Below are 13,291 nucleotides of genomic sequence, written 5' to 3' on the forward strand. Positions count from 1 at the left end.
GGACCCGGATCTCCGGCAATCTTCTCTGGTTGCTCGTGTCCGTGACCGTCAGGAGGAGCATGGGACGGTCGAGGGTGCTCCGCCCGATGGTGTCGAGGCGCACCCGATCGCTCCGGCGGGCGAGGACCTCCAGGTAGCCCATCATCTGCGCCCAGTCCGCCAATTCTCGGTCGGCGCCGGGGTGGAAGCCGAGGAAGGCCTCCGGTGGATCGGGCGGCAGCCGGACGGCGGCGGAACCGCTCGGCTCCTGGGCGTCCAGTGGGCCGCCGGCTGGCAGGGACGCCGCACATGCCAGGACGAGTCCGGCCAGAAGGCGGCGTATCCGGCTCCCCGCGGGGCGACGCGTGCGGCAGGCGATCGGGCCCCGGCCCGGCACCTCAGAGCACAAGGGCTGGAACATCGGCCAGAGACCCCACGACGTACTCGGGCTTCGCGTCGCCCGGCAGCTCGCGCAGCAGCGCGTCGTCGAACTTTCCCGTCTTCACCTGAATGGTATGGAGGCCGGCGGCTCGTCCGCCCCGAATGTCCGTTTCCGGATCATCCCCCACCACGGCGAGCCCTTCGCGCGGCACGTCGAGCATCGACGCAGCGGTCTCGAAGAAGGCGGGGGCCGGCTTGCCTACGAGCGTGGCCTCGCTTCGGCTGGCATACTCGAGGGCGGCGACGAACGGCCCCGCGTCCAGCGTTGGCCCTTCCTCCGGAAGCCAGAATCGGTTTCGGTGGATCGCGACCAGACGGGCACCGGAGCGGAGGCTCCGGAAGGCTCCGTTCAGGCGCTCGAACGTGAAGCCGGACCCGAGATCGCCGACCAGGACGGCATCGGGCGATTCCTCGGTGATCTCGAACTCGTCGAAATCCGCCCGGGTGGAGTCCGAAACGAGCAGGTGAATGCGCCGAACCCCCGTGGAGCGAAGCCACCGGGCGGCGGCCACGGGCGCGCTGAACACCTCGGCGGCTCTCACGGTGAGGCCCTTTTCGGCGAGCCCCGACACGATGTCGGCCCGGGACATGCGGCTCGTGTTCGTGGTGAAGAGAAAGGGCACCCCGGCCTCACGGAGCGTATCCAGCGCCTCGCGGGCGCCCGGGATCAAATCACGTCCCATGTAGACCGTGCCGTCCAGATCGATCAGAAGTGCCTCGATTCCCTGCATGCTCCCGCGCTCCAGGATTACGACCTGTCCGTGACTCGACCTACGCGGCCTCTTCCGGCCGCATACGCCCAACCACCCCGCCCCTTGCCGACCGTCGCCGCGCCCGCGATCCTAGCGCCGCGGCCCCGGCGGCGCTCCTCCTTCGGTACTATCGATTCGCGCAGCGGGTGCCGCAACCGACCCGAACACGAGGACCGTCACCGTGCCCGAGCTCGTCCCCTTTGCCGCTCTTCGCTTCACGGAGATCGCCGGCGACCTGTCGCTCCTGCTCGCCCCACCCTACGACGTGATCGATGACGACGCGGCGGCACGGCTGAGGAGCCGAAGCCAGTACAATTGCGTCCGGCTCATCCTCCCCGAGGGCTCCGAAGCCGACCGCTATACTCATGCCGCCGATACACTTGAGCGTTGGACTTCGAGTGGAATCCTGGCGGCGGATTCCGGCCCGCGAGCGTACGTCTACCGCCAGACGTTCGAGGTTGGAGGCGCATCCCGCGAACGCCTGGCCACCTTCGCGGCCCTGCGTCTCGTCCCGCTCGACGGAGGCGAGGTCCTGCCCCACGAGAGGACCCACTCCGGGCCCAAGAAGGACCGGCTGGCGCTCACCATGGCCACCCGCACCCAGCTTTCGCCGGTCTTCATGGTGTCCAGAGACCCCGGCTCTTCCCTGTACGAGGCGGAGCGCCGGGCGCTCGAACGGTCGCCCGCCGCCCGGGCCGTCACCGCAGAGGGAACGCGCCACGACCTGTTCGAGGTGGCGGGAACCGAGGCGACCGCTCTCCTCGCCACCGCCGCCTTGCACCCGCTGCTGATCGCGGACGGACACCACCGGTACGAGACGGCCCTCGCCGCCTCAGAAGTCCTTGGTGACAACGTAAAGGCCGCGTTTCTGCTGGTTTGTGTCGTCAGCCAGCAGGATCCCGGACTCGACGTCCGTCCCACGCACCGCATCCTCGTGCGACCCCCCGAACCGGGAGGTCCGAGCGACTGGTTGGGGAACCTGGCGGAGGCCTTCGAGCTCGAGGAGCTCGAGCACGGGTCGGCGGGTGAGCTCGAACGGGCCGCCGCTGCCGGACCTCCGGGCTCGTTCATCGTCGCCCCCGGCGGCGGCCATGCGTTTCGGATGGCTACCGCCCGCTCGCGCGCCCTGCGGGAAGCGGGTATCTCACCGGAGCGCGCGCGGATCGCACCCGTCGTGTTCGACCAGCTCGTTCTCGGTGGGCTCTACGGTGTCGCGGCCGACGAGGCGGCCCGAGACGGTCTCCTCGCGTACTCGCGACAACCCGATGCCGCCGTGTATCCGCCGGACGGAGGCTGCGGCTTCATTCTTCCGCCCGTATCCCTGGATGATGTCTGGGCGACAGCGGAGCGGGGCGGACGCCTCCCTCCCAAGTCCACATATTTCGAGCCGAAGATCCCCTCGGGCCTGCTGTTCCGCCCGCTCTGAGAGTTGTCCGGCCGACGGCCGAGCGGCCGGACGAGGCGCATTTGCCGCGGCCGGGGCTCCCGCATACCTTCGGGCGCCATGAACACGACCAGAGATGACTCCAGGGCGGTGGACGAGCGGCGGCTCATCCGGGTGGCTCACAGCCCCGACTCCGATGACGCCTTCATGTTCTACGGGCTGGCCAGTGGCGCCATCGACACCGGTGATCTGCGGTTCGAGCACGAGCTTCAGGGTATCCAGGAGCTCAACGAGCGCGCTCTTCGGGGAGAACTGGAGGTCACGGCGGTGTCCATCCACGCCTATGCGTATCTCGCCGACCGGTATGCCCTGCTCCCGCATGGCGCGAGCATGGGAGAGGGTTATGGTCCGCGGCTCGTGAGCCGCAGGCCGCTCGACCGTGAGGCCCTTCGAGAGGTAACGATCGCCATTCCAGGTGAGCTCACATCGGCTCACCTGGCGCTGAGGCTCTGGGAGCCGGACGTGCACACCGTCGCCATGCCGTTCGACGAGATCATGGAGGCCGTGCGCGATGGACGGATCGAGGTCGGTCTGATCATTCACGAGGGGCAGCTGACCTATCGGGACGCCGGACTCGTGATGCTGGAGGACCTCGGCCGGTGGTGGTCGCAGGAAACTGGGCTGCCGCTACCCCTCGGAGGCAACGTGATCCGTCGCGATCTAGGCCCCGAGCTCATCACCCGGGTGTCCGGCTATCTCCACCGCAGCATCGCCTACTCCCTCGACCACCGCGAGGAGGCGATGGACTACGCGATGGGATTCGCCCGCGGGCTGGACCGCGGCACGGCGGACGAGTTCGTCGGCATGTACGTGAACCAGCGAACTCTGGACTACGGTCCGGACGGACGACGGGCCGTGCGGCTCTTCCTGCAGCGCGGCGTGGAGGCCGGGATCATCCCCGGCCCCGTGTCCGTCGATTTCGTGGACTAGGAACCCGGCCCGTCCGATCCTTCCGAGCCCGACGCCCGGTATGCGTCGAGTTGTATGACGCCGAGGCCCGCGATCCGTCGAAGCGCCGAGCGTGGAGTAACGTAGAGCTCGGCGTCGCTCGCCAGCGCCGTGGCGATCTGGACGGCCCGGGTGAGACTTCCGCCGATCTGCGCCTTCACCTGTGCCGACTGCGCGGCGATCGAAGGCGTGAGCGGCACGATCTCCAGGCCGGGAAGCCCTGAAAGAAGCCGCTCGATCCGCTCCGCCGCACCCTCCGCGCCGGACCGATAGGGCTCGACCAGTAGCTGGTAGACGCTGAGCGCCGAGGTCCGACCCGAGATCTCACCGTCCCGGATCCCGCCCAGAGCGAGGCGTGTCAGGGGCAGGTACGTCGAGTCGCCCGCGAGGTGAAGGGCCAGCACCGAGGCATCGAGATAAACGATTCCCGCCTCGGCGATCGCCCGGCGGAAGGCCGCGATCCTACTCACCTCTGACCTCGGGCCACAGTGCACCGCCAGCCCCGACCGACCCGGATAGCAGTCCCTCGAGCTCCGCTACCACATCACGGGGACGGGCACGCATCTCGATCACGTCGCCCGTCACCGTCACGATCAGCCGGTCTCCCGGTCGCAGGCCCAGTGCCTCCCGCGCCTCCTTGGGAACCACGATCTGGTTCTTGCTGCTCATCTTGACGGATGCCGACACCGAACGCCTCCCGTTGCACTTTACGTAACAACTTTACGCCGTCTGGCCGATGGCGAAAGGGCGGTGCGGGGGAGGGAGCCGGGCGCTAGAGAACCCGGTACAGGAAGAACGAGTAGCCGAGAAGGAGCAGCCCGCCTTCCCATCGATTGACTCGCTCTCCCGTGTAGGCGAGCGGGATCAGGATGAGGCAGAAGATCATCGCCGGCACGACCTGGGTCACCACGGTCGAGGAACTCAGCTGCAGGGGATCGATCAGGCCAGCGACCCCGAGAACCAGACCGAGGTTGAAGATGTTCGATCCGATGACGTTGCCGATCGCGATGTCGCCGAGTCCCCGCGCGGCCGCGGCGATGGTCGACGCGAGCTCCGGAAGCGAGGTCCCGACAGCGACCATCGTCGCCCCGACGACCTCCTCGGGAACCTGGTAGGCGGTGGCGATGTCCGCGGCCGAATCGATCATCCACGACGCTCCGGCGAGGAGCAGGGCCGTCCCGAAGCCCACCCGGAGCCAGTTCAGGTACGGTCGCCGTGTATCGACCCGGCCGTCCGGAAGGTGTGCGTCGATCCTCGCCGCCTGGAACTGTCCGGTCTCCGTCTCCGATCGTCCCCACCGGATCAGATACAGCATGTAGACGGTAAAGCCGCCGACGAGCACGATGCTGTCCACGAGCCCGATCGTCCCGTTCGATGCGAACACCATCACGGCCGCCAGCACGAGGACCATCAGCGGAGCTTCCCGATGCAGCAGCTTGCGGTGCACGTTGATCGGCCGGACCAGCGCCCCGAGCCCCACGATCAGGCCCACGTTGGCGATCGTGGACCCCATGACGTTTCCGACGGCGATCCCCGGCTGACCGCGAAGCACCGCGGCGCTGGACACCACGAGCTCCGGCGCCGATGTACCGAAGGCCACGACGGTGAGCCCGACGAGCAACGGACTCACGCCCCGGTGCTCGGCGACTCGAGATGCCCCGGTGACGAGCCAGTCCGCGCCCAGCGTGAGCGAGGTCAGGCCCACCAGGAAGAGAAGGGCCTCTACCAGGACCACGGCACGCTCACCGGCTTTGCGAGGCCGATGTGGATAACCCGGCCGCGCGGATGAGGGCGCACGGGGTCGCTGTGGACAACTGTGGATAAGTCGTCACTCGAGACGCAGACACGTAACACGCTATTAACACACGCTTTACGCCTCAAGCGGTCTGGCCCTGTGTCGCCGCGTGCGACCGGGCTTCGGACTTCTCCCCACTCTTGGGCACGTCCACGGACCGGTCGGAACCGCGCCCGCCCATGTGGAGTTGTCCGTCTACCTGGCCCCCCTCCTCGAGCTTGATGCGGCGACTTCGGATGTCGCCCTGAATCCGGCAGGTAGCCTGGAGCTCGACGCGGCTGTCGGCGCTCACGCTGCCGTTCACCCGCCCGGCCACGATCGCGTCCTGGGTGACGACATCGCCCAGGATCACGCCGTCCTTGCCGATGACGACGCTCTTCGCAGCCTTTACCGACCCCTCGACCTGACCCTCGATCCGTATCGTTCCATCGCTCGAGCAGTCGCCCACCACTTTCATACCCGGACCCACGATCGAGACGACGTCGCCCACGTCCCGAGCCGCACCGTCCGTCCGGCCCCTGTTCTTCGACATGTCACTCATTTCCTTTCACCGTCCCTTTCGATCTCCGTCACGCCCTTCACCTGCCGCAAGCCGTGTTTCACGTGCCTTCCACCAGGTAGTCGAGGGGATCCACGGTCACCCCCGCGAGCTCGATCTCCACGTGAAGATGTGGAGCCGTGGACCGGCCGCTGTTGCCGGACAGGGCGATCACCTCGCCGATTTCCACGGAATCGCCCGGCGACACGAACAGCCATGCGTTGTGCGCGTACAGGCTGCTGATCTGTTCGTCGTGCGCCACCCGGACGAAGAGACCGTATTCCTCGTCCTCACCCGTCTCGGTCACCACCCCGTCCCGCGCGGAACGGACGTACGACCCTACCGGCACTGCGATATCCAGGCCCGCGTGCTCTTCGAAGGGCGCCGCAATGGTGTCCTCGAACGTGCGGGTGATGAAGCCTCGACCGACGACCGGCCAGATAAAGCCGGCCTCATCGTTCTCCTCCCGCTCACGCCGGGTCGCGTCCTCCTCCGAAAGCGGTGGAAGGAGAATGTCCCGACGCGACGCCCCCGCCTCGCCACCCATCACGCTCCTCAACTGTTCGTACTGCGCCTCCAGCCCGGCCACCCGCTCCGCCACCCTGCCGAGAGTCGCATTCTCGCGCTGCAGATCCAGAATCTCCGCTTCCAGCGCCCGCGTGGACGCCTTCGACGACAGCGCTGCAGTCCACCGACCGGCCAGGAAGAACGCGGTGGCCAGAACCACCAGAACCACGCCACCGAGAACCATCGCTCGCCGGAGCGACAGGGCCAGAGTACGTGACCCGACCTGACCCTGGCGCATCACGATCACCGTCCACCGACGGGGGCCTTCCGAGGTCATTGGCCGCCGAACAGCTCGTCGCCGTCCCCGGAGCCGAGAAGCTCGCGAACCACTCGCTCGAAATCCTCCGCATCGCGAAACGGAATGCGAATCTCGCCGCTCGTCTTCGAACGCAGCGTCACCCTCACGTCCGTCCCGTATGAGCGGGACAGCAGCACGGCGGCCTTCCGGGCCACCGGGTCCTCGGGCTGCGGTCCCTTTCGACCCGGAGCCCGCTTGCGCTCCGCACCCCGCCGGGCGCGCGCCTCCGTCTCGCGCACCGACCAGCCCCGCTCGACCGCTTCGTGGGCCAGCGCCACCTGTTCGGACTCGCCGTCGAGCGAGAGAATGGCCCGTCCGTGACCCGCCGTCAGTTTGCCCGCACCGAGCAGCTCTCGTACGGCAGCTGGTAACGTCAGCAATCGCAACGCGTTCGCCACCGTCGAGCGATCGCGCCCCACCCGCTTCGCCACCTCCTTCTGCGTCAGGCCGAATCCGTCGATCAGCTGTTGATACCCCACGGCCTCTTCCAGCGGCCCAAGGTCCTCTCTCTGCAGGTTCTCGACGAGCGCGACCACGAGCATCTGTTCATCGCTGAGCGATCGGACGATGGTCGGAGCCCGTTCCCGGCCAATACGCTTCAGCACCCGCCAGCGACGTTCTCCGGCCACCAGCTCGAAATCCGGCCCGGCAGGCCGAACGACCAGGGGCTGCAGGAGACCGTTCTCGCGAATGGACGCTTCGAGCTCATCGAGGGCGCCGTCGGAAAACTGCCTCCTGGGCTGGAAGGGGTTCGGGCGTATGCGCGCCACCTCCAGCTCCCGCACCGGAACGTCGCTCGTGGCGGGTTCCTCGAGGTACTCGCCCAGCAGAGCTCCCAACCCTTTTCCAAGTCGACGCGAATCAGGTTTGGCCAACGGCGGCTCCCTTCTTCTCTGCATCCCGACGAACGATCTCCGAGGCGAGGCTCAGATAGCCGCGCGCGCCCGTCGACAGGACGTCGTACAGGGCGATCGGCTGGCCGAAGCTCGGTGCCTCCGCCAGACGCACGTTTCTCGGGATCCACGTCTTGAAAACCTTGGCCCCGAAGTACTCCTCCGCCTCTCCTTTAACCTGTTTCGAGAGGTTGAGACGCGAATCGAACATGGTGAGCAGCACGCCCTCGATGCCCAGGTCCGGGTTGATGCTCCTCTGAACGATTCGAACCGTGTTCAGGAGCTGACTCAACCCTTCGAGCGCATAGAACTCACACTGGATGGGGATCAACACGGTGTCCGCCGCCACCAGTGCGTTCAGGGTGAGCAGCCCGAGGGAAGGGGGCGAGTCGATCAGAATGTACTCGTATCGGTCCCGGACCGGCTTCACGACTTCCCGGAGGATGCGCTCGCGCCGCGGGCGCTCGATCAGCTCCACCTCGGCACCGGCCAGGTCTCGGCTCGCCGGAACCACGTCGAGCATCGGAAAGTGCACTGCGGGGCGGATCGCCTCCTCGATCTCGCGTCCGTTGACCAGGCAGTCGTAGACGTCCGGGTGCTCACCTTCGCGCGAGATGCCGAGTCCGCTGGAGGCGTTCCCCTGTGGGTCGCAGTCCACGACGAGGGTTCTTCGTTCGGCGATCGCGAGGGACGCTCCCAGATTGATCGCGGTAGTGGTCTTGCCCACACCGCCCTTCTGGTTCGCAATAGCGATCACGCGCGACATCGCGACTCTCTGTCGTATTGTGTTGCTAAAAAACAAGTTACGCGATCAGGCGCGCTCTCGTTCACGGCCGCCTCAGGCCACCTCCACCCGTCCGCCGGATACGCCCGCTGGTTGGGGGTCGGGAATATACGCCTGGACCGGGGCGAGCGCCAAGCGCGACCGTGTTGCACGTGAAACATCACGGAGGCACCGACGGGGATGTTGCACGTGAAACATGGTGGCCCGGGTCGACGCGGCGACTACTCGCAGGAAGCTTTGAATCGGCTCACCGCTGCAAACTCGCCTTCTTTCGCACTTCGACGAGGAGGTTCTGAAGGTCGGAAGGCGATACGCCCGGTATGCGCGCCGCCTGTCCGATCGTGGCCGGTCGCACCGAGTCCAGCTTCTGCCTCGCCTCGTAGGACAGGCTCCGGAACTCCATGTACGGCGCATCCGACGGGAGTGGCTGGTCTTCCCGACGCGCCAGCGCACGGGCCCGCTCTTCCTCGCGGCGAATGTAGCCGGCGTACTTGATTTCCATCTCGACGACCGCCAGCGCGTCCACCCCTACCCCCGGGTCGTCCAGGGGTCCGTCCTCGGCCACCAGGCGCTCCAGGGACACTTGCGGCCGGCGCAGCAGGCGGTCGAGTGGCTGCCGCTCCGACAGCGGCGCGGTATCCCGCTCGACGAGCCAAGGGTTGGTCGTGCACGGGTCGACCCGGGCCTCGCGCACCCATTCTCGGGCCCTGTCGAGATCGTCCATGTGCCGGTCGAGGCTCGTCTTCTCCTCTTCGGTCAGCAAGCCCAGCTCCGCCGCGACCGGCCCGAGGCGCGCCAGAGCATTGTCCTGACGGAGTAGGAGCCGGAATTCCGCCCGGGAGGTAAACAGGCGGTACGGTTCGTCAACACCTCTCGTGACGAGGTCGTCGACCAGCACTCCGATGTATGCTTCATCCCGTGCCGGGATCCACGCTTCCCGACCGAGGGCCGCATGGGCCGCGTTCACCCCTGCCACGACTCCCTGGGCTGCCGCTTCCTCATAGCCCGTCGTACCGTTGACCTGCCCCGCCAGGTAGAGACCCTTCAGGCTCTTCGACTCGAGCGTGCGGCCGAGTTGCAGGGGAGGGAAATAGTCGTACTCGATCGCGTACCCGGCCTGGGTCATTCGGGCCTTCTCGAGACCCGGAACCACGGCGAGGAACTCCCGCTGAACATCGGGTGGAAGCGAAGTCGAAAGCCCGTTCACGTACAGCTCCGCCGTCTCCAGCCCCTCCGGCTCCAGAAACACCTGGTGTCCGGACGCTTCCGGAAACTTCACGATCTTGTCCTCGATCGACGGGCAGTAACGAGGGCCCTGTGACGCGATCGCGCCTCCGTACAGGGCTGATCGATCGAGATTCCTCTCGACGATCTCCTTCACCTCGCCCCCGGCGCGAGAGATCCAGCACGGCCTGCGCGGCAGCCCCCCGGAACGCTCCCAATGAGAAAACCGGTGTCCTCCCGACTCCCCCTCCTGCCGCTCGAGCCGCGCATAGTCCACGGTTCGTCCATCGACCCGGGGCGGCGTGCCCGTCTTGAACCGCTTCGCTTCGAGGCCCAGCTCCTGTAGCTGATCTGCCAGCTCGATCGCGGGGGGATCGCCCGCCCGACCCGCGCCGACCTGTCTCTCGGCACCGATTCGTATGCTGCCTCTAAGGAACGTACCGGCCGTGAGAACGACCGTCCGCCCGCGGAACTCGCTCCCATCCGCGCACTGAACGCCGCTCACGCGCTCCCCTTGGGCGCGCAGCGCCGCCACGGTACCCTGGTAGAGATCCAGACCGGACCGGAGCTCCAGGAGACGGCGGATCTCTCTCGAGTACGCGCCGCGGTCACATTGGGCCCTCGGCGCCCAGACGGCCGGGCCCTTGCTTCGGTTCAACATGCGGAAGTGAATCGTGGTCCTGTCCGCTGCGCGCCCCATCAGCCCGCCCAGCGCGTCCACCTCGCGCGCCACCGTGCCCTTCGCCACACCGCCGATCGCCGGGTTGCAGGACATCTGTCCCACCCGGGCGAGGAAGGAGGTCACCAGCAGGGTGCGCGCACCGAGCCGGGCTGCGGCATTCGCAGCCTCGCTTCCCGCATGCCCTCCACCGATGACGATGACGTCGTAGTACATTCTCCTCCTGGTTTGCTGCACCGCTGCGCCGATCGGCATCTCGCCGCCGGGTCGCCTGGCTGCTCCGAAGCCTCCTCGCCCCTTGCGAGGAGGCCCGCAAAGTTAGGACGTGAACACCGATGGAGCCAAATCACGGGGACCGACGAGTCGGACTCGTCCTCGAAGGCCACGTTCAGGGTGTCGGTTTTCGCTGGTGGACGCTGCAAGCCGCCCGGCGCCACGGTGTTCGAGGGACCGTCCGCAACCGCCCGGACGGCTCCGTGGAGCTTCAGGCGGCCGGCCCGGCAGTGGCCCTGCATCGGTTTCTCGAAGACGTTCGAACAGGACCTCCCTCCGCATCGGTCTCACGGACCCGTCGCATCGAAACGGAGGCGGCCCTTCCCGAGGATTTCCGCATCATCTTTTGAGTGGCACTTTTTCGGTCATTCCGTGTACTGAGGTGGTATACGGCGAAATATGCGCACCGTGGGACTGCGCTGATCGCCTGTCCGCATAGCAGGCAATTCACGAAGAGGGGTTTATGATCGAGCTTCCAGACGTCGAGCGAATGATCGACTCCTTCGCCGGTTACGCCACGGGAAAGACCGTGTCCGTCGTGATCGTCGACGATGAGGAGACCGTAGACCTCGACGCCGAGCGCGCATCCGAGAAGATCGAAGGTCATGCCATCGACACCGTGGAGCGGCACGGAAAATACGTCGTGCTGCGCTTCCGCTCCGATGTCGGCCTGATCTTCGACATGGGAATCGACGGTGAGATCTACCTGGAGTCGCAGACGGAGCCGCCTCGCGAAACCAGCAAGATCCGTCTCCAGTTCGCCGCCGGCCGAGAGCTTCGCTTCGCTTCCAGCGGTAGCGCGGCCGACGTCTACCTCGTAGAGGGCGATGACTTCAGCGGTCTCGGAGTGCTCGACAACCTCGGCCTGGACCCGCTCAGCGATGAGCTGACGGCCCAGCGATTCGTCCAACTCGCCCGGAAGCGCAGCCGCAGCACGCTCAAGGGCCTCCTGATGAACGAGGAAGTCGTTGCCGGCATCGGAAACGAGTACGCCGACGAGATCTGCTTCCAGGCCAGCATACGACCGGACTCGAAGGTCTCCGACCTGTCCGACGAGAAGCTGGCCCTGGTGCACCGATACCTGCGCCGTGTCCTCCGTCGGGCAACCCTGCACTGGCAGGCAGCCCACTCCGATCCCGGGTGGTTGATCAATCGGCGGCGCCCCGGACACACCTGTCCGCGCTGCACCACGGAACTGGAGTCGCTGAGCCTGGTGGGCAGGCGGACCTATCTGTGTCCGCGCTGCCAGCGAGCTGCGTGACGAACTGAAGCTCGGGCGGCCTGGCGCTACTTGCCGACGCAGAAGTCGCCGAACACGCGGTCCAGCACGTCCTCGGTCGTCACCACGCCGAGGAGGTCCTCGAGCGCCAGCGTCGCGTCCTGAACATGTGTGCCCGCAATCTCTGCGGGCACGCCATCGCTGCGCGCTTCCAGAAACGCCTCGAGCTCCTGCAGGGCCCGCCGCAGACCCGCTACCTGACGCGCGCGTGTGACCACGGGCGTCTCTTCGGCGCCCCGAAGGCCGGCAAAGACCTTCTCCAGCATCGCTTCCCGAAGCTCCGGGAAGCCCTCGCCGGTCACGGCCGAAACGGCCAGCTCGAGGGGCCCTGTCATCGAACCCTCGACCTCTTCCGCCAGGTCACTCTTCGTCCTCAGAATCACCACCCGTCCCTCCGCAGACTTCAGGGGAGCGGTGACAAACTCCAGCTCGTCCGGGCCGGGAGGCCGCCCCGCCTCGACGCAAAAAAGCACGAGGTCCGCCCTCTGAAGGTAGCCGCGTGCCACGTCGATCCCCATCGCCTCGATGCGCTCCGCATCGCTGCGGAGACCCGCCGTGTCCACCAGACGGAACGGGTATCCGGCTACCGTGATCTCCGCCTCGATGGCGTCGCGTGTGGTACCCGCCTCCTCCGTGACGATCGCTCGCTCGATACCCAGTAAAGTGTTGAAAATACTAGACTTACCAGCGTTCGGCCTGCCGGCGATCACGGTCAGCGCGCCGTCCCTCAACAACTCGCCTTCCGGTGCCAGCTCCAGCATCGATTGCAGCTGGAGGAGCAACCGGCCGCCCACGGCATCGATGCGCGCTGCCGGAACCGGGCCATCATCCTCCTCCGGGAAGTCGATGTCGTAGGCGAGAAGGGCCTGGAGCCCGATCAGCTCCTCGCGGAGTTCCTCGATCCTCCTGGAAAGACCTCTCTCCAACTGGAACAGAGCCGCCCGATGCATGGCGGGAGAGCGCGCCTCGATCACGTCCGCGACGGCCTCGGCCTGCACGAGGTCCATCTTGCCGTTCAGGTAGGCCCGCTTCGTGAACTCCCCCGGCTCGGCCGGTCGCGCGCCTGCTTCGCATACGGCGGCCAGAACGAGCTGGGGCACCAGGGGTCCGCCGTGGCAGCTGACTTCGAGCATGTCCTGGCCCGTGTACGAGGCGGGGGCTTCGTACCGGACCACCACTATGTCGTCGAGCTGCTCGCCCGAGGTCGGGTGACACAGCGAGGCATGAACGGCAGCCCTCGGCTCCGCTTCCGGAAGACCGAGTCGGATCGCGATGGCGTCCGCGTCGGGTCCGCTGACGCGCACCACGGCCAGCGCACCCCTGCCGGGTGGAGTGGAGATCGCGGCGATCGTGTCTTCGAGGCTCATGAAGCGGCCACCGTCCCCCCGTCCAGCGGA

General features: G+C 67.0%; 14 protein-coding genes. 4 read left to right on the forward strand and 10 right to left on the reverse strand.

Features of this window, described 5'->3' with window-relative positions; all coding sequences use genetic code 11:
* Positions 1–377: 377 nt before the first annotated feature.
* Complete coding sequence (locus AC36XV_RS02580; RefSeq protein WP_492202109.1) at positions 378–1,151, reverse strand: HAD-IIA family hydrolase; 774 nt, start codon at positions 1,149–1,151, stop codon at positions 378–380.
* A gap of 202 nt (positions 1,152–1,353) precedes the next feature.
* Here AC36XV_RS02580 and AC36XV_RS02585 point away from each other — a divergent pair, with 202 nt between their 5' ends.
* The gene (locus AC36XV_RS02585) at positions 1,354–2,598 is read left to right on the forward strand and encodes a DUF1015 family protein (protein ID WP_492202110.1); all 1,245 of its coding nucleotides are present in this window, start codon (positions 1,354–1,356) and stop codon (positions 2,596–2,598) included.
* Positions 2,599–2,676: 78 nt separating this feature from the next.
* The gene (locus tag AC36XV_RS02590; RefSeq protein ID WP_492202111.1) at positions 2,677–3,546 is read left to right on the forward strand and encodes a menaquinone biosynthesis family protein; all 870 of its coding nucleotides are present in this window, start codon (positions 2,677–2,679) and stop codon (positions 3,544–3,546) included.
* Here AC36XV_RS02590 and AC36XV_RS02595 read toward each other — a convergent pair.
* The 8 genes from AC36XV_RS02595 to mnmG form a co-directional block, all read right to left on the reverse strand.
* Positions 3,543–4,034, reverse strand: a complete 492-nt coding sequence (locus tag AC36XV_RS02595) for a type II toxin-antitoxin system VapC family toxin (protein WP_492202112.1) — start codon at positions 4,032–4,034, stop codon at positions 3,543–3,545. The genes AC36XV_RS02590 and AC36XV_RS02595 overlap by 4 nt on opposite strands.
* On the reverse strand, positions 4,027–4,251 hold the full coding sequence (locus AC36XV_RS02600) for an AbrB/MazE/SpoVT family DNA-binding domain-containing protein (RefSeq protein WP_492202113.1): 225 nt from the start codon (positions 4,249–4,251) through the stop codon (positions 4,027–4,029). The genes AC36XV_RS02595 and AC36XV_RS02600 overlap by 8 nt, the downstream gene beginning before the upstream one ends.
* Before the next feature lie 85 nt (positions 4,252–4,336).
* Positions 4,337–5,299, reverse strand: a complete 963-nt coding sequence (locus tag AC36XV_RS02605; protein ID WP_492202114.1) for a calcium/sodium antiporter — start codon at positions 5,297–5,299, stop codon at positions 4,337–4,339.
* 142 nt (positions 5,300–5,441) lie between these two features.
* The gene (locus tag AC36XV_RS02610; protein ID WP_492202115.1) at positions 5,442–5,891 is read right to left on the reverse strand and encodes a bactofilin family protein; all 450 of its coding nucleotides are present in this window, start codon (positions 5,889–5,891) and stop codon (positions 5,442–5,444) included.
* Positions 5,892–5,958: 67 nt separating this feature from the next.
* Positions 5,959–6,741 carry a M23 family metallopeptidase gene (locus AC36XV_RS02615; protein WP_492202116.1) on the reverse strand — a complete coding sequence of 261 codons (783 nt, stop codon included), beginning with the start codon at positions 6,739–6,741 and terminating at the stop codon, positions 5,959–5,961.
* Positions 6,738–7,601, reverse strand: coding sequence for a ParB/RepB/Spo0J family partition protein (locus AC36XV_RS02620; protein WP_492202117.1), 864 nt, complete (start codon positions 7,599–7,601; stop codon positions 6,738–6,740). Before AC36XV_RS02620 ends, AC36XV_RS02615 begins: the two co-directional genes overlap by 4 nt.
* 22 nt (positions 7,602–7,623) lie before the next feature.
* Positions 7,624–8,421: a ParA family protein gene (locus AC36XV_RS02625; protein ID WP_492202118.1), complete on the reverse strand. Its 798-nt coding sequence runs from the start codon at positions 8,419–8,421 to the stop codon at positions 7,624–7,626.
* A 265-nt stretch (positions 8,422–8,686) separates the two neighbouring features.
* Positions 8,687–10,558: a tRNA uridine-5-carboxymethylaminomethyl(34) synthesis enzyme MnmG gene (gene mnmG, locus AC36XV_RS02630; protein WP_492202119.1), complete on the reverse strand. Its 1,872-nt coding sequence runs from the start codon at positions 10,556–10,558 to the stop codon at positions 8,687–8,689.
* 119 nt (positions 10,559–10,677) lie between these two features.
* Here mnmG and AC36XV_RS02635 point away from each other — a divergent pair, with 119 nt between their 5' ends.
* Together AC36XV_RS02635 and AC36XV_RS02640 are read left to right on the forward strand one after the other, a co-directional pair.
* A complete protein-coding gene (locus AC36XV_RS02635; RefSeq protein WP_492202120.1) occupies positions 10,678–10,965 on the forward strand; it encodes an acylphosphatase in 288 nt (95 codons plus the stop codon).
* 113 nt (positions 10,966–11,078) lie between these two features.
* Positions 11,079–11,876, forward strand: a complete 798-nt coding sequence (locus AC36XV_RS02640; RefSeq protein ID WP_492202121.1) for an Fpg/Nei family DNA glycosylase — start codon at positions 11,079–11,081, stop codon at positions 11,874–11,876.
* A 26-nt stretch (positions 11,877–11,902) separates the two neighbouring features.
* Here the strand turns inward: AC36XV_RS02640 and mnmE are convergent, their stop codons facing one another.
* Complete coding sequence (gene mnmE, locus AC36XV_RS02645; protein WP_492202122.1) at positions 11,903–13,261, reverse strand: tRNA uridine-5-carboxymethylaminomethyl(34) synthesis GTPase MnmE; 1,359 nt, start codon at positions 13,259–13,261, stop codon at positions 11,903–11,905.
* Between the last annotated feature and the right edge of the window lie 30 nt (positions 13,262–13,291).

The organism is Candidatus Benthicola sp., from assembly GCF_058719085.1.